The organism is Bradyrhizobium sp. AZCC 1678 (genome assembly GCF_036924765.1).
GTDB classification, from domain to species: domain Bacteria; phylum Pseudomonadota; class Alphaproteobacteria; order Rhizobiales; family Xanthobacteraceae; genus Bradyrhizobium; species Bradyrhizobium algeriense.
The window spans coordinates 7,363,930-7,385,392 of the sequence record NZ_JAZHSE010000001.1 but is presented as its reverse complement, the minus strand read 5'-3'; the positions used below and the strand labels follow the sequence as shown (position 1 = coordinate 7,385,392).

Here is a 21,463-nt window from a genome sequence, read left to right as displayed (position 1 = left end):
ATCGCGCGATGATTTAACCGGCCATCCACAGAACCGGCCAAAACCATTGCATGGCAGATTGCTGCAAATGCAGCCCATCCGCTAACTTTCTATTTAAGGGTGTATGGTGTTCTGGTGCTCCTGGGAAAGAAGGAAGTGCCTCATGGGTGTGATTGCCGCTGCCTATTCATCGTACACCACTTTGTCGATTTCGCAGGCCGGCACCGCGGCAGCGGATGCAGGCACCAAGAGCAGCACGGCAAGTGTGTTCAGCCGGGCATCGTCCTCGGCGCCCGGTGCTTCGGCCACCACGGTCAGCATCTCGTACCGCGCCAAGATGTTGCTGGCGCGGGCGTCGGCAGAACAATCCGCCGTTGATCAGCTTCAGGCACAGGTCGATGCCTTTCGCACTGGTGGGTCGGCGGCGGGGCTTCGCGGCACCAACGACGGGTTGTCGGTCGGCATGGATCTGTTCGAGATTATCAGCGGAGCCGGTGACGACAGCATCCACGTTCAGGCCAGCAACGCCACGATCGATGCCGGCGCGGGCAACGATGTGATCGGTGTCGATGGCCAGGCCAGCGTCGTCGCCGGCGAGGGTGACGATGTCGTCTTCACCTATGGTCATTCGACCGTGGATGGCGGCGCCGGCAATGATCATATCAGCACATACGGTCATTCAACGGTCACCGGCGGTGACGGCGATGATTCTATCAGCACCTATGCGTATTCGAGCGTTTCGGGTGGTAACGGCAACGACATACTCAGAGCCTACGGCAATTCCACCCTTGATGGCGGTGCCGGCGACGACAGCCTCAGCGCCTACGATCACGCCAACCTGAGCGGCGGCGCCGGCAATGATCATATCAACGCCTACGACAATGCGGTTGTCGATGCCGGTACCGGTGACGACACCGTCCGCACATACTCACATGCGACTGTGTCGGCCGGCGACGGCGATGACCATGTGTGGACCCATGATTATTCCGTCATCGATGCGGGCGCTGGTAACGATATGATCTGGGTCGGTGGATCTTCGACCGTGACGGGCGGCGCCGGTGACGATTACATCAATGTAACGGGTGATAGTTCCACGATCAATTTTGCCAAGGGTGACGGCAACGATGTCGTTCGGATCGGCAACGGCAGCGACAGCGTCGATCTCTCGATCAGTGGTTATTCGCTGAATGATGTCATCGTTACCCAGCAGCTCGGCAGGACTACCGTAAACTTCAAGGGCTCAGGCGATTCTCTTGTTTTCAATGGATCGGCACGGCTGAGCTTCGCCGATCATACCAGCGTGGATATTCGTGCCTGACACAGCTCTTGCGTAGAGGGGACCCGGCCATCCACGTGCCTTGCAGACGACAATAAAGCCGTGGATGACCGGGAACGCAGACAGCTCTGGGCTGTCTGCGCAGGACGGGCCGCCATGCCTTGGTTGCCTCGGCATGGCGGAAGAGGATCTTCAGCCGCCCCGCACCGGCGGCATCACCACCTCGTCGCGGCGGCAGGCGCGGCGGTCGGTTTCCTCGCAGGCGCGGAATTGCATGTCCTTGCTCAAGCAGATCCGTACTTCGCTCAGGCGCCGGCCGGAGCAGGTCACTGAAATCGCCGCACTGCTCAGGCCCGGGTTGATCTTGATGAAGGCCGCCTCGAGATCGCCCGGAGCGATGGTTTTCTGCTCCGACAATTGCAGGAATTCCTCGGGGATCTTCACCACCGCGCGCGCCTTGCGGATGCTCTCGAAATAGGCCCGCGCGCCAAGGCCCGAACAGGTGCCGTGCTTGTCCCACTCGTTGAAGATCAAGCCGGGCGCCGGCATCAGGTCCAGCATCGAGGTCATGATGTTGCGATCGAGCCGCGGCGAGGGCCGCTGGCAATATTCGGGAAAGCCACGCTCATATTGCGGCCACAGGCCGTGAACCACGAAGGAATAAGGCCGTTCGCACTGGACCTGTGCGCGCCCGCTATTGCCACGCTCGGCGGCCGCCTCGCAGAACGAGGGCGACCACGAAAGGGCAAGGACATAAAAATCGAACTCGCCCGGGGCGTTCTGCCGGCGGTCCTGCGCGGACGCCATTCCGGCAAAGACGACAACAAGCGCCAGCGAAATCAGAAACCGCGAAATAACGACAAATCGGTGCATCGAACGCCCCTCTACTCGACTACCGGGAGCCTAGCAGGGAGGCGGAACATTTCAAGAACAAAATTGGTTAATCGCAAAAAACCGGGCGAAGGCGCAGGCTCAATCGGCGCGGCGCGAGCGAATCAGGGCTCGCGAATCAGGGTCTGGCGGCCCGGCAGCCAGGGCTATAGGCCCAGTTGCGGTCGAGGCCGGTCACGCACCATTCGACGCCCTGGCCGAAGCCGGCAAAGCCGCCATCCTCAATGATCGAGTAGTGCACGGTGCGCATCTTGCCGTCGCTCAGCATCACGTCACCGCTGCAATAGCGGCGCGGAATGTTATCGGACTGCCAAGGCCGGAACGCGGTTTCGTGGATTCGGCCGAAACCGGTGATCGTCAGCGCCGAATTCCAGAACTTGCCCTCTTTCTCCTGGAATCGCGCCGCGATCGTCGACAGCGCCCGCTCGCATTCGGCGACGCGGCCGTCATAGCTGGGGCCGAACAGCCCGAAATTCAGCTCCAGCGGGTTGGCGGCCTGGGCGGCAGGGCTGGAGACCAGCAGGGCGACCGCCGCCGTGATGGGGCCGAGTGCTCTCAAGGATGTGAACAGGTTGCGCATGGGGAATCCGCCGGTAATCAACGTGAGAGACGGTGCCGCGAAGCCCTGACGAGGTCAAGTGCAGCGCGGCAACACCTGGCGGCGAACTCCGCCTCGTGCTGCAACCATTCTTTTCACGGCCACCGGCGCACACTATGGTGGGCTTCGAGCGAAATGGAGTCTGCGATGCGAAGAATTCTGGCCGCGAGCCTGATTGCCATGTGCCTGGTCGTCATGGGCGGAATGCTGGCGGGGGCGCCGGCGCAGGCGCAGTGGTTCGACATCGACACGGTGCCGCCGTTCAAGGGCAATGACACCGGCGGCATCATCGCCTATCCGCTCGCGATGCAGGCCGACGCCCGTCAGCTCGCCGTTGACCACTGCGCCCGCTACGGCAAGGTGGTGAAATTCCTCGGCGTGCAACCCAATTACGGCGGCTATGTTTCCTTTGCCTGCCGCTGGGTGCCCTACGGCGCGGCCGAGCGGCCGCTGCGCACGCTTTACTGAGCGCGATCCCGCTAGCTTTCCCCGGCTGGACATGTTTTTGCCACGCGAAGCGTGTGTTCACTCGCGCGCACGATATCGTGGAAGAATTCAGGTGGGAGCACAGGCATGAGACGACTGCTTCTTGTAACTTGTTCGGCGCTTGGCCTGCTGGCCCTGTTGCCGGTGAACGGCGCGGTCGCCGTTGAGCTGCCGGTGCGCAAGGCCGGTCTGTGGGAGATGAAGGTGCTGAGTGGCGGCTCGGTGCCCGAGATGACCATGCAGCAATGCACCGACGAGACCACGGACAAGGACATGAGCACCGCCATGTCGCCGGTGGCCAAGGAGATCTGCTCGAAGCAGGATATCCAGAAGACGGCGACCGGCTATGTCACCGATTCGGTCTGCGGCGTCGCTGGCATGACGATCAAATCAAAGGCCGAGATCAACGGCGATTTCAATTCTGCCTACACCGTGAAAACGAGCTCGCACACCGAGGGGGGGATGGGCGGCGCCCCGCGCGACAGCTCCTCGACGATCGAGGCGAAGTGGATCGGCGCCTGCAAAAGCGATCAGAAGCCCGGCGACATCATGATGCCGGGCGGCATGAAGATGAATATCAACGACATGCAAAAACTGAAGGCGCTGATCCCGAAACAGCCGGCGAAGTAACGAGCCAACGGGTCGCGCGAATGCGCGCCCGATGACAGGCTCCGCGAAATCCGGGATTCTTTGTGCGGGGCGCACCGGCCCGGATTGCGCTTCGCTCCATCCGGGCTACTGATCAACGCGTCTACACCGGCACCCTTACCGCCGCTCTCAATCCGCCCATCGGGCTGTCGCTGAGCGTGATGTCGCCGCCATGCGAGCGGGCGATGTCGCGGGCGATGGCCAGCCCCAGGCCGGTGCCGCCCTCGTCCTGGTTGCGGGCATCGTCGAGCCGCAGGAACGGCTTGAACACTTCCTCGCGCATATTGGCGGGAATACCGGGGCCGTCGTCGTCGACCGTCACCGTCAGATAGCGGTGATCGCGGTGGCCGGTGATCGAAACCGTGTTGGCGTGGCGCGCGGCGTTGGAGACGAGGTTGGCGATGCAGCGCTTGAACGATGCCGGCTTCACCGTCACCACGGGCAGGCCGTGGAACGTCACCGTCGCGGTATGGCCGTGGCGCTCGGCGTCGCTGCGCAACTCTTCCAGCGCCTTCGCCATGTCGGTCGGCTGCGCGATCTCGCCGCTGTCGCCGCGCGCAAAGGAGAGATAGGCCTCCAGCATGCCGGCCATTTCGTCGACATCCTTGCGCATGCCGTCGACTTCGGGGCTGTCGCCGATCAATGCCAGTTCGAGCTTGAAGCGGGTCAGGATGGTGCGCAGGTCGTGGCTGACGCCGGCCAGCATGGCGGTGCGCTGATCGATCGAACGCTCGACGCGCGCCTTCATCTCCAGGAAGGCCTGCGCCGCCTGCCGCACCTCGCGCGCGCCGCGCGGACGGAAATTCGGCGCCTCGCGCCCCTTGCCGAAGCTTTCGGCGGCCTCTGCCAACCGCAGGATCGGCCGAATCTGGTTGCGCAGGAACAGCACCGCGACGATCAGCAGGATCGAGGAGGTGCCCAGCATCCAGAAGATGAAGATCTCCGAATTGGAGGCGTAGGCCCTGCTTCGCTGCGCGAACACCCGCATCACCGCGTCGTCGAGCTGGATGCGGATCTCGACCAGGTTGGACTTGCCGACGGTGTCGATCCAGAACGGACGGCTGATCTGGCGGCTGATCTGCCCCGAGAGCGACTGGTCGAGCAGCGAGAAGAACGGCTTTGGCCCCGGCGTGGGCATGTCGCCCGGCGGGAGGAAATCGACCACGAGCCCGAGCCGCTCCTGCGCGATGCGCTTGAGTTGCGTGCGATCCTTGTCCTGCGGATAAGTCTTGTAGATGTCGATCAGGCCCGCGATATCCTGCACCACGGCGGCCGATAAATGCCTTGTCACCGTGTTCCAGTGCCGCTCCATGAACACGAAGGCGACCACCGTCTGCAGCATCACCATCGGCACGATCATGATCAGAAGCGCGCGCGCATAGAGGCCGGTCGGCATCCAGCCCTTGAACGCGTTGCCCATCCAGCCATTGACCGCGGAGACGCGTTGCGATGCGTTGCGAATCAGGGTCAGGCCGGTGTCGAGCGTACTCATGAAAATCGGCTCAGGGCGACGCAACCAGGCGATAGCCGATGCCGCGCACCGCCTGCAGGAACAGCGGATTAGCGGGATCGCGCTCGATCTTGCGCCGAAGGCGGTTGATCTGCACGTCGACCGCGCGCTCGTTCACCGTATCGCCCCCCGTCAGCGCCGCACGCGGCACGGTTTCGCCGGGGCTCGCAGCCAGAATTCGCAGCATTTCGCGCTCGCGATCGGTCAGGTGAATGATCTCCTCGCCCTGTCGCAGTTCGCCGCGGTCGAGATGATAGACGTAAGGGCCGAACGCGATCTGCTCCAGCGCCTCCACCGGCGGCGGCGCGCTGCGCTTGAGGATGTTGCCGATCCTTAAGACCAGTTCGCGCGGCTCGAACGGTTTGGCGACATAGTCGTCGGCGCCGATCTGCAAGCCCTCGATCCGCGCCTCCGCCTCATGGCGCGCCGTCAGCATGATGATCGGCACCGAGGAGGAGGTGCGAATGAACCGCGCCAGCTCGAAGCCGGTTTCGCCGGGCATCATGACGTCGAGGATCAACAGATCGAAATGCAGGCCGAGCAGCTTGGCGCGGGCGTCGTTCGCGCTCGACGCTGTCGTGACGCGATAACCCTCGCCTGACAGAAACCGCGACAAAAGATCGCGGATACGGCGGTCGTCGTCGACCAGCAGCAGATGCGGGGCGTCGTCGGCCATTTGCTGCGTTGTGCGCGCGGTGGCTGTAGCGATGGTTGCTCCTTGCGCCACGATCACTCCCTTGGCTTCTTGCCGGTCCCGAAGATCGCTTCGAGCACCTTATCGGGGTCTTCGCGATCGATCATCGCGCGCAGGAACTGGCTGATAACAGCGACGCCTTCGGGATTGATGTCCCGGAGCGCGCGGGTGATCCGATCGGTCTGCAGCCCTGCGAGCTTTGCCACCAAGGCTTCGCCCTTGGGGGTGGCGTAAAGAAGGCGCTGCCGGCGGTCGTTATTGCCGGTCTTCTGGATGATGTAGTCCTCGTCGAGCAACTGCTTGAGCACCCGGCCAAGCGATTGCTTGGTGATCCGCAACACGTCCAGCAGGTCGGCGACCTTGAGGCCGGGATAGCGGTAGACGAAATGCATCACCCGGTGATGGGCGCGGCCGAACCCGAAAGCCTCGAGCTCATGGTCGGCATCGCCGACGAAGTCGCGGTAGGCAAAGAACAACAATTCGATGATGTCCCAGCGCATTTCGCCCGCCCGCTGGGCAGGGGACGTGCCGGCGGCGCCTTGCGAATCGGGGGTGGCCAGGCCCTTTGAGAAATTTATGTCAGTCATGTTGACATATCTTGGGTTCAATGTTACAAAACTACCAGCCACGACGAAACTTTAAGTCGTTTCGAACTTGGCGACGTGTCAGGCAGCCGGAAAAAGCCAGCAATGGCGGCAACGGCCGCAAATTGAACTACCGTGCGATTGTCGAGCGGCATTTCGGCAAACCATACTGGACTTCGTCATCCCGCAAAAGCATGTCCTCAACCGACATGACGGCGACGGAAGCCGGCCGCAAGGCTGGTGATGGGTGAAGCCCAGGCCTGTGACGTCCAGACCTATTGAGCCAGCAGGCCCGGAGAGGCCGGCCGGCGCCAGAATCGCGCCGATTCCGGCAGCGGAAAGCAAGGGCAAGGGAATGAGTTTGAAATTCGAAATCCAGCCGACGGCGAATCCGACGCCGGAGAACGAGCGCACGGCAAAGCTCGCGGACCCGGGCTTCGGCCGGATTTTCACCGATCACATGGCGATCGTCCGCTACAACCAGGCCAAGGGCTGGCATGACGCGCGCGTCGAAGCCCGCGCGAATTTCTCGCTCGATCCGGCCACAGCCATCCTGCACTACGCGCAGGAGATTTTCGAAGGCCTCAAGGCCTACAAGCGCGACAACGGCGTGAACCTGTTCCGCCCAGAAGCCAATGCCGGGCGCTTCCGGAACTCGGCTGAGCGCATGGCCATGGCGCCGGTGCCAGAGGCTCTGTTCATCGAAGCGGTCGAGCAGGTCGTGCGCATCGACAGTGCCTGGATCCCGGGCGGTGAGGGCAGTCTCTATTTGCGGCCCTTCATGATCGCGAGCGAGGTCTTCCTCGGCGTGAAGCCGTCCGCGGAATACATCTTCGCCGTCATCGCCTCGCCGGTCGGTTCCTATTTCAAGGGCGGACCCGCGCCGGTGTCGATCTGGGTGTCGGAGAACTACACGCGCGCCGCGATCGGCGGCACCGGTGCCGTCAAATGCGGCGGCAATTACGCCGCGAGCCTGCGCGCACAGGCCGAGGCCATCGAGCACGGCTGCGATCAGGTGGTTTTCCTCGATGCGGTCGAGCGCCGCTACATCGAGGAACTCGGCGGCATGAATGTCTTCTTCGTGTTCGACGACGGCTCGCTGCTGACGCCGCCGCTCGGCACCATCCTGCCGGGCATCACCCGCGATTCGATCATCGCGCTGGCGAAGGATTCCGGCACGCGCGTGCGCGAGGAGCTCTACACGATCGACCAGTGGCGCGCGGATGCCGCCAGCGGAAAGCTGAAAGAGGCCTTTGCCTGCGGCACGGCGGCCGTCATCTCGCCGATCGGCAAGGTGTGTTCGGCGAGCGGCGAGTTTCTGATCTCTGGCGGCGCGGCCGGCCCCGTCGCCATGGGGCTGCGCAAGAAACTGGTCGACATCCAGTACGGTCGCGCTGAAGACCCGCACGACTGGATCAGAAAGGTCCTGTGACCGGCGGCGGAATTATTCCGCCGCTTCCGCGACAGATCACTTGAGCGCCGGGGGGCGCGCGTCTCGTCGAGACGCGCGAGGCCTGATGTGCGGCCATTTGAAGCAGTGCCAATCCGGGAGAGAGCCCATGGGAGTTTCGTTCGACAAGATCGATGGCGTCATCTGGTACGACGGGAAGCTGGTGCCGTGGGCCGACGCCAACGTGCACATTCTCACCCATGGCCTGCATTATGCGAGCTGCGTGTTTGAAGGCGAGCGCGCCTATGGCGGCAGGGTCTTCAAAAGCACGGAGCATTCCGAGCGGCTGAAGAACTCGGCCAGCATCCTCGATTTCGAGATTCCCTGGTCGGTCGCCGAGATCGACGCCGCCAAGCAACTCGTGATCGACAAGAACAATCTGCGCGACGCCTATCTCCGCCCGATCGCCTGGCGCGGCTCGGAGATGATGGGTGTCTCGGCGCCGACCAACACCATCCATCTCGCCGTCGCCGCCTGGAACTGGCCGAGCTATTTCGATCCGGCCGAGAAGCTGAAGGGCATCCGGATCGGCATGGCCGAATACCGGCGGCCCGATCCGGCGACGATTCCGGCGATGGCCAAGGCGTCCGGTCTCTACATGATCTGCACCATCAGTAAGCACAAGGCGGAGCGCCAGGGTTATGCCGATGCCATGATGCTGGACTGGCAGGGGCGGGTCGCCGAATGCACCGGCGCCAACATCTTCTTCGTCAAGGACGGCAAGATCCACACGCCGATTGCCGACTGCTTCCTCGCCGGCATCACCCGCGCCACCGCGATCGACCTCGCCAGGCGCCGCGGCATCGAGGTGATCGAACGCCGCATCATGCCGGAGGAACTCGACGGCTTCACCGAGTGCTTCATCACCGGCACCGCGGCCGAAGTGACGCCGGTCTCCGAGATAGCGAATTGGAAGTTCACGCCCGGCAATATCTCCGAGCAGTTGATGGCCGACTACACCGCCGACGTGCAGCCCAAGGACAAGGCCACGGCCGCCTAAGGCCCGGCTTCTTCCCCCGGCGGATCTCTCTTCCCCTCTCCCCACCGGCATTGCCTTGGGATGATGGTCGTCGAACTGGATAGAGGAACTCGGCTGGTCGGGCCGCGTTGGTGATGCCGAAGATTGACGAAGCATTCCCGGCCGACAGCAGCATCCGCGACGCCGCTGCACAAGCTGATCGGAGCGAGCAGGTTTTCAGGCGAAATGCGAAGCCATCATGGCCACGATCTTGGAGCGCTCAGGAAACGGGCGGACAAGAGCAACACGGAGGGCACATGAGAAACATCGTGAACGAGGACGGCGAGATCATCGCCAAGGCAACGAAAGACGGTACGCTGGTCGGTGGTCACCACCGCCTCATAGTGGCGGGCAGCCTCAGTCAAAAACTGTTCTGGCAAGATACCGGCGAACCTGTGAAGCTTGACGCCTTGATGCATCTAAATTCTCATCGACGTATAGCTTGATGCGCTCGCCGCGTTAGCGAACGGCTTACTTCTTCTCGTCCTTCGGGGCCGGTGCACCGTCCTTGTCCCTTTTGATATTGCCCTTGGTTGCGCTCATGCCGGTGGTGTCCATCGAACCATCTGGCTTGGCGCCGCTCGTCGTTCCGGGCTTCTCCATGCCGGTCTGCGGAGCGGGGCCGGTGTTCTGGGCAAAGGCCGAGCCGCACAGGAGCGCAAGAGCGGTTACGGTGATAAGCTTCCTCATGGATCTCTCCTTTGGAGACCTACAATAATTCGGCGCGCAAAGTGTGGTTCCTGTATCGTGAACTCTTCTGCGGCTTTGTGCGACCAACTCCCCGGATTGCGGATAGAATTCGGTGCGTGAAATGGTGACAATGACCTCAGCCCTTTCAATATGCTCCAAATGCGTCGTGGCGGCTGCCGTTGCGGCGGCCCTCGCGGCTTTCGGCTCCCCGACAGGGGCCGTCATGGCCCAGGACCGTTCCCCGGTGATCGACCTTAGCTCCGGCAACGCGGAGATGAATGCCGCGATCGCAAAGGGGCGGGCCACGCTGCCGACGTTCTGGGCCTCCTACGACGCGCCAAAATCGTCGGAGACCGATCATTCCCTCAAGGTGCGTTTTCCGAATCCGAGGAACAATGGCGAGCACATCTGGATCGCCGAGGTGAAGAAGATCGCGGACGGCCGCTATTCGGGAAGGTTCGCCAACGCGCCGCGCGATCTGCCCGGCAAGAAGGCAGGTGACGTGACCGAGTTCAAGGAGGCCGACATCTCGGACTGGATGTTCACGCGGAACGGCAAGATCGTCGGTGGCGAGACCATCAAGCCGCTGCTGAAAGCAATGCCGAAGGCCGACGCCGACGCGCTTCGCGCGCGGATGGAAACCCCTTAAGGCAGGCCCAAGGCCAAACAAGACATTCTGGTCAAAACCCGCCCGGTGGGGTAGGTGCGTGGGATCACCCTAGTTTTGCCGGTGGCGGTGCCAAAAGCGGCTTTCCCCGTCAGGCACATGCTGGTACCAACGCCGCCCATGGCTGAAAAACCCAAAAAACCCCAGAAGCTCCGCGCCCGCTTGCCGCGCGGGCTGGAAGATCGCGGCCCGGCGGCGATTGCCGCCACGCGCCAGATGGTCGAGAAAATCCGCGAAGTCTACGAGCGCTACGGTTTTGAGCCGGTGGAAACGCCGGCGATGGAGTTCACCGACGCGCTCGGAAAGTTCCTGCCCGACCAGGACCGGCCGAACGAGGGCGTGTTCTCGTTCCAGGACGACGACGAGCAGTGGATCTCGCTGCGCTACGACCTGACCGCGCCGCTGGCGCGTTACGTGGCGGAAAATTTCGACGCGCTGCCGAAGCCGTATCGCTCCTATCGTGCGGGCTATGTCTATCGCAACGAGAAGCCGGGCCCGGGCCGTTTTCGTCAGTTCATGCAGTTCGACGCGGATACGGTGGGCTCAGCCTCGCCCGCGGCGGACGCCGAGATGTGCATGATGGCGGCGGATACGATGGAAGCGCTCGGCATTCCGCGTGGCAGTTATCTGGTGAAGGTGAATAACCGCAAGGTGCTCGATGGGGTGCGCGATGCGCTCGGCATCGCCGATGACGGACAATGGCTGACCGTGATGCGCGCGATCGACAAGCTCGATCGGCTCGGCATTTTCGGCGTACAGCAATTGCTGGGTGATGGCCGCAAAGACGAGTCAGGTGATTTCACCAAGGGCGCGGGCCTCAAGGCGGAAGACATTGCCCTGGTCGTCAGTGCGATCGAACAGGGCGCTCAGATCGACGCGCGGCTGCGCGACAGCAAGATCGGACAGGAAGGTCGCGACGAACTCGACGCGATCAGCAAGCTTGTTTCGGCATCGGGCTATGGGCCGGATCAGATCGTTATCGATCCTTCCGTCGTCCGCGGCCTCGAATATTACACCGGCCCTGTCTACGAGGTCGAACTCACCCTCGAAACCAAGGACGAAAAAGGCCGCCCCGTGCGCTTCGGCTCTGTCGGTGGCGGCGGCCGTTACGATGGCCTCGTCTCGCGCTTCCGCGGCGAGCCGGTGCCGGCGACGGGATTTTCCATCGGCGTGTCGCGGCTGCAGGCCGCGCTCACGATGCTCGGCAAGCTCGACACCCGGCCCGACTTCGGGCCGGTCGTCGTCACCGTGTTCGATCGTGATCGTGTCGCCGACTATCAGAAAATGGTGGCGCAGCTTCGCAACGCGAACATCCGCGCCGAGCTCTATCTCGGCAATCCCAAGAACATGGGCAACCAGCTCAAATATGCCGACCGCCGCAACTCGCCGTGCGTGATCATCCAGGGCTCGGATGAAAAGGCGCGCGGCGAAATTCAGATCAAGGACCTGATCGAGGGTGCGAAAGCCGCCGCGGCCATCGCCTCCAACCAGGAATGGCGCGAGACCCGTCCCGCGCAGTTTTCCTGCGGTGAGGACGAGATCGTCGCAAAGGTGGGCGAAGTGCTGGCGCGCCATGACGTGAAGTGGGGATAGCCATTCATTCCAGGCGTCATGCCCGGCCTTGTGTCGGGCATCCACGTCTTGTTTGATAGAAGAGATCGTGGATGGCCGGGACAAGCCCGGCCATGACGAAAGAAAAGCAACGAGGAGACGAGAATGCCTGAGATTACCGTGAGCATGGCCGCCGGCCGCACCGACGAACAGAAGGCCGGCATGATGCGCGACATCACGCAGGCGCTGGTCAAGAATCTCGGCGTCGATGCCGATGCGGTGGTGATCCAGATCAACGAAGCGCCGCTGGCCCACAAGATGAAAGGCGGCAAGACGTTTGTGGAACGGGCGGCGGCTGCTGCGGCGGCGAAGAAGTAACTCGGTCTTTTTCCTTCTCCCCTTGTGGGAGAAGGTGGCGCGGACGAAGTCCGCGACGGATGAGGGGTTCTATCCGCGAATACCAATGCGAGAGATTCGCTCGCGGAGAGAGACCCCTCACCGGTCTCAATCGCGCGTTTCGCGCGATTGATCCACCCTCTCCCACAAGGGGAGAGGGGAAGGGGAAGCAATCCATGGACGCACGCGACTTCATCAAGATCGGTATGAGCGCCGAGCGGACGCTGGTCGTGCCGGCCGAGCGGACGGTCGGGCATTTCGTGCCTGATATGCCGATGGTCTATGCGACGCCGATGATGATTTTGGAGATGGAGATGGCATCGAGCGACGCCATCAGGGCCCATCTTCAGCCGGGCTGGATCACGGTCGGGACCGAGGTCGATATCCGCCATCTCGGCGCGTCGCTGGTCGGGGCTGTGGTGCGCGTCACGGGAAAAGTCACAGCAGTAGAGCGCCGCGTGATCCGCTTCGAGGTCGAAGCCTTCGAGGGCGAGCGCAAGATCGGCGACGGCCGCCACGCCCGAGGCCTCGTCAATGTCGAGATATTTACGAAGCGGCTGGGTGCGAAGTAGTAGCGGGGAAGTAGGGTGGGCAAAGGCGCGAAGCGCCGTGCCCACCATCCAGCACTGTGCTCGCGGTGGTGGGCACGCTTCGCTTTGCCCACCCTCATATGAGGCCTTTTGAGTCAAGCATCCCAACCGGGGCTTGGATGTGATTTTTTGCATTCGGCGGAGCGGCGGCGCGCGGAGCCATGCGTAGCGCAGCGTGCCGCCGCGGTCGGTGCGCTCAGGAACTGGCTTCCGGCGATTTATGCAGCAGCTCACTGCATCACCTCATATCCGGTCGGGCGGTTACAGCCCGGTACCCACATTCCGCATGCTTGCGGCGAGGAAGCCACGAGGATGAGACCCATCTACGAAGCGGCCTGTTGATTTGGCCCAAGGGTGGCACGGTCATCATCCATTCCGCGCTGACCGCGGCTGGTGCCGCGACGCTGACGCGTTGCTTGAAACGGTTACGGCTTTGTGGCCTTGAGCAGGGCTCCTTCGGGGACCAGGCCGGTTGTGAGATAGCGCCAGAGCGCCACCATCAGCTTGCGCGCCAAGGCCACGATGGCGATGCGCTTGTTGCGCTTGCTGGCGTTGTTGTGGGTGCGGCTGCGGAACCATCGGGTGAGCGCACTCTCCGGCTGATGCCGCAGCCACAGCCAGGAAAGTTCGATCGCGGCGCAGCGGGCGCGCGGGTTGCCCGCCTTGCTGATGCCCTGGTCGCGGTCGATCCCGCCGCTCTGCCACGGACTGGGCGTCAGCCCGAAATAGCTCGCGACCTCACGCCGGTTGCGGAAGTCCTTGTAGAACACCTCGCTGGCCAGCGTCGTCGCGAACGCCGGGCCGAGGCATTTGAGCCGGAGCAACAGTTCGCTGCGCTCCGCCATCTGCGCCGCCGCAGGTGCCGGATCCGCTTGAGCCTGTGCCTGTGCGAGCCGCTCGAGCTGTTCGCGTACCAGCATCAGCCGCGCGTGCTCGTACTTGATCTCCGCCAGCATCCGTGGCGGCACCGCCTGGCCCTGCCAATCCCGCTGCGTCGCCAGCCAGTTCAGCCAGTCGCGCCGGCGCGGGTTCCCGACCGCCATGCCCAACAGCCGCAGCAGCGCCTTGATCCGGCTGGTGTGCGCGGTCTGTTCCTTGATCAGCCGGCCGCGTTCGCGGCTGGCGCGGCGGGCGTCCTCTTGCTCCGGCGCAGGTACCCGCACGATCCGTACCACCTGCGGCTCACCGCGCAGATACGCCATCAGCGTCCGCAGCATCTTCTCGCCGTCGATCCGGTCGGTCTTCACCCGACGCGCCCGCTGATCCACCGCAATGCTCGCAGGGTCAAACACGTAGTTCGTGATCCCGGCCGCCATCAGAAGCCGGTGCAGCCAGAACCCGTCGTAGCCGGCCTCGTAGCAGCTCACCACCGCCGGAATGGCTCCCAGCGCCCGAGCCGCTCGGTCGCGCTCCCGACCGATCAGTGCCAGCAACTCGGCATGATCTCCTCCCTCCAACTTATGGCGGGACATCTTGCCTTTGTCCGGGCTGTGCAGCGTCACCAGCCAGCTCTTCTGACTCAGTTCGATTGCAACGAAAATTGTGCCACAATGGTCGACGGTGGGCGTGTCTACGGTCGATGCTTGCATCTGACTCTCCGATGGTTCGAGTGTGGAAACCCAAACCTACCGGAAAGGCCACGCTCACCGCCCCATGGAATCTACGCACCTACGCACCTTCTACTTCGCCAGTTCCTTCGATCGCTTCGTCGCCGCAGCGATGGCGCGGATCATCAGCGGCTGCATTCCGTCCTGGCCCATCAGCACTTCCAGCGCGGCCGCCGTGGTGCCGCCGGGCGAGGTGACGTTCTGGCGCAGCGTGGCGGAATCCTGTTCCGAGCGATGCAGCAATTCGCCGGAGCCGGCGACGGTTTCGCGCGCGAGTTTTGTGGCGAGATCCGCCGGCAGGCCGGCCTCGACACCGGCGCGCGCCAGTTCTTCGGCGAGCAGGAACACATAGGCCGGGCCGGAGCCGGAGACAGCGGTCACCGCGTCCATCAGGCCTTCATCGTCGACCCATTCGACCGAGCCGGTGGCGCGCAGCAGCGCATCGGCGGTGGCACGCTGCGCGGCGCTGACATTCTTTGCCGCGACCGCAACCGTGATGCCGCGGCCGATCGCGGCCGGCGTGTTCGGCATGGCGCGAACCACCATGCCGCCGCAGACCTGTTCCAGCGCGGCTATGGGCGTGCCCGCCATGATCGAGACGACCAGCGTGTCCGATCCGACGAGCTTCTTCAGCGCCGGCCCCGCTTCGCGGAACATCTGCGGCTTCACCGCGACCACCAGCGTATCGGCGGTGCCGGCGTCGTTCGGATTGAGACGGACGCCCTTGGCGGCGAGCGCCTTGATGTCGTCGGACGGGAAGGGCTCGACGACGATGACGCGGCCTGCGTCGAGGCCGCCGGCCAGCCAGCCGGTCAGCATCGCGCCGCCCATCTTGCCCGCGCCGGCGAGCGCGATGGTGCCGTTGAGGTTTTGAAGTGCGTTGGTGTTCAAGGTGTCACCACAAATGCTGCCGTCGTCCCTGCCTAGTGCGCAATTGCGCACGGGCGCAGGGACCCATAACCATAGTCGGTTCTAGTGAAGCGAAGACCGTGCGACAAGCATTTTGCCTGAACGGAGGCGCCACGGCGTATGGGTCCCTGCGCCCGTGCGCAATTGCGCACAAGGCAGGGACGACATCGACGGCCGGAACGGCGGAAACCCCTACGCCTCGCCCTCGGTATCGAACATCGCCGCGCTCATCGCCTCCGCGGCGGTCTTTCCGGCCCAGACCACGAACTGAAACGCGGGGTAATAGCGCTCGCAGGCGTGGATGGCGCCGGCCAGCATGGCCTCGCATTGCGCGGTCGAGGCGGTCAGCCCGCCCGGCAGCACCAGCGCCTGCCGGTACATGATCATGCCGGTATGGGTCCAGATGTCGAAATGGCCGACCCATAATTGCTCGTTGATCGCCGCGATCAGCCGCTGCACTTCGGCGCGGCGCGCAGGCGGAATCTTCATGTCGAAGGCGGAAGCCAGGTGCAGCGCCTCGATCTCGGCCATCCAGGTGAAGGAGAGCTGATAGTCGGTCCAGCTGCCCTTGGAGACGATGGTGACTTCGTCTTCGCCGGAGCGCTCGAACGCCCAGTTGTTCTCGGCGGCAATGTCCTCGACCGCCGCGAGCGGGTTGTTCCGGGAATCGATAATGCCTTCGAGGAGGGACATGCCGTCTCGACCTTGTTTTGAATTCTTCTGATACGCACGCGGAGCACGGCGCGCGTTGAACTGATGCGCCGGCGCCGTCTGCAATCGCCCCGATCGCTGATCCTCCCGGGGTTGCCGAGGCTCAAGTGATGTGATTTGCGGAATCCGCGCAACTGACCCCTGAGTCCGTCCACAGGCCAAAGCGGCGTTGTTCACAGCAGATCGCGGCCATGATTATTAATTTGAGAACAAACCGGAATCGGATTCGAGCGCCGCGGAGTCCGGCGGCCGGAGAAATCGGGCCGGAATGCCACAATGGTTAATTTTTTCCTAATTTTCCCGGAGTGGCCTGATTTCGTATCGCGACGGGGATGGCCGGCGGAGACGCTGCGGCTACTTCTCGCGCGCGACCAGCGGACACGCCTCGATGGCTGTCCCCAGCACCGCGCCTTCGATTTCGACGCACGGCCGGGAAGCATCGACGCGCATGCCATATTGCTCCAGCAATGGCTCGCGGATCGGCTTGCCGCGCCTGTGCAATTCCCATGCGCCGCCCGGCAGCGGTTTTTCCAACGCGGTGCGAATGCGGCGGTCGAACTTGCCGTCGGGCATCATGGGCAAGGCAATGTCGGCGATCTGATAGAACCGCGACTGTGATGGCAGAAGCGGGGCGACATAGGCCAGCGGCTTGTCGAGAAGAAGATAGACAGCGGGCTGCTCAAGGGATTTTGAGATGCTCGGATTATAGGGATTGGACCAGGGGCGGCGGAACCAGTCTCCCGGTTGCGACCACAGCGCGATGGCCAGGGCTACGGCAAGCATCACCGCATTCATGCGCACCGAAGATACGCGGAGCGAGGCAGAGCCGGGCGTGGCGGCGATGCAGCGATGGATCAGCAGGACGATCAAGGGCGCGCACAACAGCTCCAGCACGATCGCGTAGCGCTGGATCGAAAAAACGGCGAGCCATGCGGCATAGGAGACGGTGAAGAACAGCAGGAACTGAGTATCGCGGCGCGTGAAAATATCGGTGCGTGTGACAAGGCCTCGGCCGATGCCGAGCACGATCAACACCGTCGCAACCGCAAACCGCGCGTCGCGGAACGGATATTCCGAGCTCCTGTTGTCGCCGACCAGCCAATAGAAGGGATACGCCAGCGCGTCCAGCATGCTGCGGGGCAGGAATTGCCAGTCCATGATGTTCATCGGCATCAATTCCCGGGACTGGAATACGGCGTTGAAGAGCGGGAAAATCGGATTGCCCAGCTCGCGCCACAGCATCAGCCCCCACGCGCCACCCGACGCCAGCGCACCGACCGCGCCGCCGACTCCGAGGCAGAGCGTTGCCAGCAGCGGCCGGCTAGCGACAAGCACGGCGGCGGCCGCACCGAGCGCATAGACGGCATTGGTCAATTTCAGCCCGACGGCGGCGCCGATCAGCAGCCCTGCGAGAACGTAGCGTCCGTGATGCGATCCATCCGCCGACAGGATCAGGACGCAGCCGGCCAGAATCGGAAGCGCGGTGAGAATGTCGGAGAAGCTCGTGCCGACCTCCGAAAGCGTCATCGGCCCGACCGCGGCAATCAGGATCGATGCGCCGATCGCGCTCGCCGTCGCCGCTTCCCGCAGCAGGGCGCGGACGAGAAAATAGATCAGCAGCAGATTGAGGCCGTGCACCGCGCCGATGATCATCAGGCCGTAGGGCAGCGGCAGCAGATGGCGCAGATAATAAACCGGAAAATAGACGGCCGGATTGAAGTAGGTCTGAAAGCCGGCCGGCAACGCGTCAATGCCGTAGCGGTCGTTGATGACCGCCCAGACATTGTACTCGTGGTAGTTCAGCCAATCCCAGTTGACGTCTTCGCCGACAAACCATGTGTAAATCGCGCCGGCCAGGAGCGAGCCGAGCGCAATGGCGATCGGTACCAAGGTCCTGGTTTGAAATACGGGCCATTGCCAAGGCCGATCAGCGGGCCTTCCGGCATCCGTGCGGGAAACGTCGGTGGCGAGTGTCACGCTTGCCTCGTTTGTATCGCTGGGATGACCCGGAGTTGAAAGACACATCTAGGACGCGCCTTTTTAAGGATTCGTGAATGTATCGCCTCGCATCCGATCTCGCAGACCTGTTCGCAAATTGTGCGTTAACGCCGGTCCGCATCTCCATCGCATCATCGTCGAGATCAATCCGCCGATGGCGGCCCTTGCCTATCTGGCGGGCGTGGCGCTGGCACGTGCGCGCGGGACGTAGCCGGGAGCGCCGCGGCTTTTATTCCGGCTTGAGGCCGCCGGTGCGGACCACCTTGCCCCACTTCTCGGTTTCGTCGGCGATCAGCCTGCCGAAATCGGCCGGTGAGCCCGGCATCGGCGCGCCGCCGATGGCGGCAAGCCTGGCCTTCATGCCGGGATCGGCGATTGCCGCATTGATTTCCTTGTTGAGCTTCTCGACGATCTCGGCCGGCGTGTTTTTCGGCGCGGCGAAGCCGTACCACTGGCTGGCTTCATAGCCGCCCACGAAATCGCCCACGGTCGGAATCTCCGGCAGCTCCGCCATGCGCGCGGCCGTGGTCACCGCGAGCGCGCGCAGCTTGCCGGTCTTGATGTGATCGGCGGTGCCGGGCGCAGCCGCAAACAGGATCTGCACCTGGCCGCCGAGCAGATCCGTCAGCGCCGGGCCCTGGCCGCGATAGGGGACGTGGACCATGTCGACGCCGGTCATCATCTTGAACAGCTCGCCGGCCATGTGCGGCGCGCTGCCGCTGCCGGCCGAGGCCATGTTGACCTTTCCGGGATTGGCTTTGGCGTAAGCAATGAATTCGGCCAGCGTTTGCGCTGATACCGCGGGGTGGACCAGTACCACCATCGGCACGCGGATGACCCCGGCGACCGGCGCGATGTCGCGGACGAAATTGAAGCTGAGCTTTTCGTAGAGCGAAGCATTCACCGCATTCGGGACGGTTGCCAGCAGCAGCGTATATCCGTCGGGCGCGGCATTCACGACCGCCTCGGTGCCGATATTGCCGCCGGCGCCGGTCCGGTTCTCGACCACGAAGGGCTGCCCGAGATGGTCGGCCAGCCACTGACCGATCAGGCGCGCGGTGATGTCGACGCCGCCACCGGCGGCAAAACCGGCGACGATTTTCGTCGGCCGCGTCGGATAATCGAGCGCGGACGAAAGTCGCGGCAAGGCGGGCGTAGCGATGAGTGCGCCGGCGAGTTTGAGGAAATTCCGCCGAAGAAGAAATTTCATGCTGTGCGCCCCCCTGTTGGCAGCAAGCCTATCCCAATTGCCGCGGCCTGAGTAAAGCCGTTCGCGGATTTACGCTTGCGCGTCCTGTTCCGGCGGCATGGGGACATGCCTTTTTCCCATGCCAAAGGTGCTTGCTGACGCCCCGGCGTTGGTCATATTCTCAAGGCAGGTCGTCCATTCCGGGCGGCCGATGTTCTCAGGGCGGGGTGAAAATCCCCACCGGCGGTAAGGGTGACGTAGCCCAAGCCCGCGAGCGCCTTCTTCTCTCCCGAGAAGAAGGGTCAGCAGATTCGGTGTGAATCCGAAGCCGACGGTTACAGTCCGGATGAAAGAGAACGGTTTGCGGCGGCCTTCGCGCGTTTGCGCGTGGGCTGACGTCGTTCCGTATGCCCTGATTCTGGTCCTGAAAGAGGAAAGCCATGAATCAGATGTTGCAAGAGCCTGAAGTCCAATCCCCACCCCAAACTGTTGAAACGAGCCACGTCCCTGACGTGCCCGAGCGTCCACCGGCACCGGCGCATCCGCGTTTCGTCAAGCCGCAGCGGATCGCCTTCGTGCAGTCGTCCTGGCACCGCGACGTCGTCGAGGAGTGCCGCATCGCATTCCTCGAAGAGATCGAGGCGCGCCATATCACGCGCGCGCAGGTCGATCTGTTCGAGGTGCCGGGTTCGTTCGAGATACCCCTGCATGCGCAACTGCTCGCCAAGACGCGGCGCTACACCGCGATCGTGGCCGCCGGCCTCGTGGTCGACGGCGGCATCTACCGCCACGAATTCGTCGCCGACACCGTGATCAAGGCGCTGATGGATGTGCAGCTCAGAACCGAGGTGCCGGTATTCTCCGCGGTGCTGACACCGCAGCAGTTCCACGACAGCGCCGTGCATCACGACTTCTTCCGCAAGCATTTCGTCATCAAGGGTATCGAGGTCGCGGAAGCCTGCGCCAACACGCTGCACAGTTTGGAGCGGCTGCGCGGACAGGTGGCCGCGGGGATCGTCGGGTAAGATCTCCGTCATTGCAAGCGAAGCGAAGCAATCCATAGCGCCGCAAGAAAGATGGTATGCTTCGTCGCTGCGCTCCCTTGCACAAACGCTTAGCGTTTGTCGCAGGCAATGACGAGCATGGCGTTGGATTGGAGTCATCGATGGTCAGAACCGAACAAGACCCTTCCGATTGGCTCGGCCTGTCAGGCCGAGTCTGCGTGGTGACGGGTGGCGGTGGCGGGATCGGCCGCGCCGTCGCCGTCAGTTTCGCCCAGGCGGGCGCCCGCGTCGCCGCGATCGATCTCGATGAGCGCGGTCTTGAAGTGACGCGCGAAGAACTCGGCAAGCTTGGTGCCGAGCATGTCATCGCACGTTGCGACACGTCTGATGTCGAGGGCGTGACATCAGCGTCCGCGACGATCGAGAAGTCGCTGGGGCCGTGCGAGGTGCTGGTCAATACCGCGGCGGTGTTGCGGCCCGGCGCGCTCGACTCGTTGTCGCTTGCCGAATGGAACGCGGTTCTGTCGGTCAACTTGACCGGCTATTTCGTCTGCGCGCAGGTTTTCGGCCGGCAGATGCGCAAGCTTGGCCGTGGCAGCCTGGTTCATGTGGCCTCGATCGCCGGCAGCAATGCGCAGGGGCAGAGCGGCGCCTACAGCGTCAGCAAGGCCGGCGTGATCATGCTGTCGCGGCAGCTCGCCAACGAATGGGGGCCGCATGGAATCCGCAGCAACGTCGTCAGCCCCGGCATGGTGATCACGCCGATGAGCCAGGCCTTTTACGATACGGCTGGGGTAACCGAGCGGCGCGCCGCGGTGGTGCCGATGCGGCGGGTCGGCATGCCGCAGGACATCGCCGATGCGATCCTGTTCCTGGCCAGCGACCGCGCGTCCTATGTGAACGGCGACGAGATCATGGTCGACGGCGGCTACGCCAATATGCTGATGAACCTGGTGCCGCGGCCGGGATTTGAGTGAGGAGCCACGATCGTCATTGCGAGCGAAGCGAAGCAATCCA

23 protein-coding genes and 1 riboswitch are annotated in these 21,463 nt (G+C 63.4%); of the genes, 12 read left to right on the top strand and 11 right to left on the bottom strand.

Annotation, left to right across the window (positions count from 1 at the left end):
* The first annotated feature begins 142 nt into the window (after positions 1-142).
* Positions 143-1,297, top strand: coding sequence for a calcium-binding protein (locus V1294_RS35200; RefSeq protein WP_334503756.1), 1,155 nt, complete (start codon positions 143-145; stop codon positions 1,295-1,297).
* Positions 1,298-1,447: 150 nt separating this feature from the next.
* Here the strand turns inward: V1294_RS35200 and V1294_RS35195 are convergent, their stop codons facing one another.
* Together V1294_RS35195 and V1294_RS35190 are read right to left on the bottom strand one after the other, a co-directional pair.
* A complete protein-coding gene (locus V1294_RS35195) occupies positions 1,448-2,128 on the bottom strand; it encodes a ribonuclease T2 (protein ID WP_334503754.1) in 681 nt (226 codons plus the stop codon).
* Positions 2,129-2,264: 136 nt separating this feature from the next.
* Complete coding sequence (locus V1294_RS35190; protein ID WP_334485198.1) at positions 2,265-2,726, bottom strand: hypothetical protein; 462 nt, start codon at positions 2,724-2,726, stop codon at positions 2,265-2,267.
* 165 nt (positions 2,727-2,891) lie between these two features.
* Between V1294_RS35190 and V1294_RS35185 the strand changes: the two genes are divergently transcribed.
* Entirely contained in the window at positions 2,892-3,212 is a 321-nt protein-coding gene (locus V1294_RS35185; RefSeq protein WP_334485196.1) for a hypothetical protein, read from the top strand.
* 105 nt (positions 3,213-3,317) lie between these two features.
* A complete protein-coding gene (locus V1294_RS35180) occupies positions 3,318-3,860 on the top strand; it encodes a DUF3617 domain-containing protein (protein WP_108522046.1) in 543 nt (180 codons plus the stop codon).
* A 121-nt stretch (positions 3,861-3,981) separates the two neighbouring features.
* On the opposite strand, the gene V1294_RS35175 is transcribed toward V1294_RS35180, so the two are convergent.
* The 3 genes from V1294_RS35175 to V1294_RS35165 are packed head-to-tail and all read right to left on the bottom strand — an operon-like array spanning position 3,982 to position 6,669.
* Positions 3,982-5,370 (bottom strand): ATP-binding protein, encoded by a 1,389-nt coding sequence (locus V1294_RS35175; protein ID WP_334485193.1) that lies wholly within the window; start codon positions 5,368-5,370, stop codon positions 3,982-3,984.
* Between the two features lie 10 nt (positions 5,371-5,380).
* Positions 5,381-6,064 carry a response regulator transcription factor gene (locus V1294_RS35170; RefSeq protein WP_334489962.1) on the bottom strand — a complete coding sequence of 228 codons (684 nt, stop codon included), beginning with the start codon at positions 6,062-6,064 and terminating at the stop codon, positions 5,381-5,383.
* Positions 6,065-6,117: 53 nt separating this feature from the next.
* Positions 6,118-6,669 carry a MarR family winged helix-turn-helix transcriptional regulator gene (locus V1294_RS35165; RefSeq protein WP_334503750.1) on the bottom strand — a complete coding sequence of 184 codons (552 nt, stop codon included), beginning with the start codon at positions 6,667-6,669 and terminating at the stop codon, positions 6,118-6,120.
* A gap of 352 nt (positions 6,670-7,021) precedes the next feature.
* On the opposite strand from V1294_RS35165, the gene V1294_RS35160 reads away from it, so the two are divergent.
* The 3 genes from V1294_RS35160 to V1294_RS35150 all read left to right on the top strand — a co-directional run bounded on the left by V1294_RS35160 (position 7,022) and on the right by V1294_RS35150 (position 9,580).
* Positions 7,022-8,098 carry a branched-chain amino acid aminotransferase gene (locus V1294_RS35160; RefSeq protein ID WP_334503748.1) on the top strand — a complete coding sequence of 359 codons (1,077 nt, stop codon included), beginning with the start codon at positions 7,022-7,024 and terminating at the stop codon, positions 8,096-8,098.
* A 127-nt stretch (positions 8,099-8,225) separates the two neighbouring features.
* A complete protein-coding gene (locus tag V1294_RS35155) occupies positions 8,226-9,116 on the top strand; it encodes a branched-chain amino acid aminotransferase (RefSeq protein ID WP_334503746.1) in 891 nt (296 codons plus the stop codon).
* Between the two features lie 113 nt (positions 9,117-9,229).
* The gene (locus V1294_RS35150; protein ID WP_334485187.1) at positions 9,230-9,580 is read left to right on the top strand and encodes a hypothetical protein; all 351 of its coding nucleotides are present in this window, start codon (positions 9,230-9,232) and stop codon (positions 9,578-9,580) included.
* 25 nt (positions 9,581-9,605) lie between these two features.
* Here the strand turns inward: V1294_RS35150 and V1294_RS35145 are convergent, their stop codons facing one another.
* A complete protein-coding gene (locus V1294_RS35145; RefSeq protein ID WP_334485185.1) occupies positions 9,606-9,824 on the bottom strand; it encodes a hypothetical protein in 219 nt (72 codons plus the stop codon).
* Positions 9,825-10,047: 223 nt separating this feature from the next.
* Here V1294_RS35145 and V1294_RS35140 point away from each other — a divergent pair, with 223 nt between their 5' ends.
* From V1294_RS35140 to V1294_RS35125, 4 genes are all read left to right on the top strand, one after another.
* Positions 10,048-10,473, top strand: a complete 426-nt coding sequence (locus V1294_RS35140; protein ID WP_442895407.1) for a YegJ family protein — start codon at positions 10,048-10,050, stop codon at positions 10,471-10,473.
* 117 nt (positions 10,474-10,590) lie between these two features.
* Positions 10,591-12,084 (top strand): histidine--tRNA ligase, encoded by a 1,494-nt coding sequence (gene hisS, locus V1294_RS35135; RefSeq protein ID WP_442895475.1) that lies wholly within the window; start codon positions 10,591-10,593, stop codon positions 12,082-12,084.
* A gap of 123 nt (positions 12,085-12,207) precedes the next feature.
* Complete coding sequence (locus V1294_RS35130) at positions 12,208-12,420, top strand: tautomerase family protein (RefSeq protein WP_028350741.1); 213 nt, start codon at positions 12,208-12,210, stop codon at positions 12,418-12,420.
* 194 nt (positions 12,421-12,614) lie between these two features.
* Positions 12,615-13,010 (top strand): thioesterase family protein, encoded by a 396-nt coding sequence (locus V1294_RS35125; RefSeq protein ID WP_334503738.1) that lies wholly within the window; start codon positions 12,615-12,617, stop codon positions 13,008-13,010.
* 443 nt (positions 13,011-13,453) lie between these two features.
* Here the strand turns inward: V1294_RS35125 and V1294_RS35120 are convergent, their stop codons facing one another.
* From V1294_RS35120 to V1294_RS35100, 5 genes are all read right to left on the bottom strand, one after another.
* Complete coding sequence (locus V1294_RS35120) at positions 13,454-14,617, bottom strand: IS110 family transposase (RefSeq protein WP_334495839.1); 1,164 nt, start codon at positions 14,615-14,617, stop codon at positions 13,454-13,456.
* Between the two features lie 90 nt (positions 14,618-14,707).
* Complete coding sequence (gene proC / locus V1294_RS35115; RefSeq protein WP_334503736.1) at positions 14,708-15,526, bottom strand: pyrroline-5-carboxylate reductase; 819 nt, start codon at positions 15,524-15,526, stop codon at positions 14,708-14,710.
* Positions 15,527-15,736: 210 nt separating this feature from the next.
* A complete protein-coding gene (locus V1294_RS35110; protein WP_108522035.1) occupies positions 15,737-16,237 on the bottom strand; it encodes a YbjN domain-containing protein in 501 nt (166 codons plus the stop codon).
* 372 nt (positions 16,238-16,609) lie between these two features.
* Entirely contained in the window at positions 16,610-18,232 is a 1,623-nt protein-coding gene (locus tag V1294_RS35105; RefSeq protein ID WP_334503734.1) for a glycosyltransferase family 87 protein, read from the bottom strand.
* A 250-nt stretch (positions 18,233-18,482) separates the two neighbouring features.
* Positions 18,483-19,463, bottom strand: coding sequence for a Bug family tripartite tricarboxylate transporter substrate binding protein (locus V1294_RS35100; RefSeq protein ID WP_334503731.1), 981 nt, complete (start codon positions 19,461-19,463; stop codon positions 18,483-18,485).
* Between the two features lie 188 nt (positions 19,464-19,651).
* A riboswitch (FMN riboswitch) is annotated at positions 19,652-19,804 on the top strand.
* 78 nt (positions 19,805-19,882) lie between these two features.
* Here V1294_RS35100 and V1294_RS35095 point away from each other — a divergent pair.
* Both V1294_RS35095 and V1294_RS35090 read left to right on the top strand, forming a co-directional pair.
* Complete coding sequence (locus V1294_RS35095) at positions 19,883-20,467, top strand: 6,7-dimethyl-8-ribityllumazine synthase (protein WP_334485168.1); 585 nt, start codon at positions 19,883-19,885, stop codon at positions 20,465-20,467.
* Between the two features lie 140 nt (positions 20,468-20,607).
* Positions 20,608-21,423 (top strand): SDR family NAD(P)-dependent oxidoreductase, encoded by an 816-nt coding sequence (locus tag V1294_RS35090; protein WP_334503729.1) that lies wholly within the window; start codon positions 20,608-20,610, stop codon positions 21,421-21,423.
* Positions 21,424-21,463 lie beyond the last annotated feature (40 nt).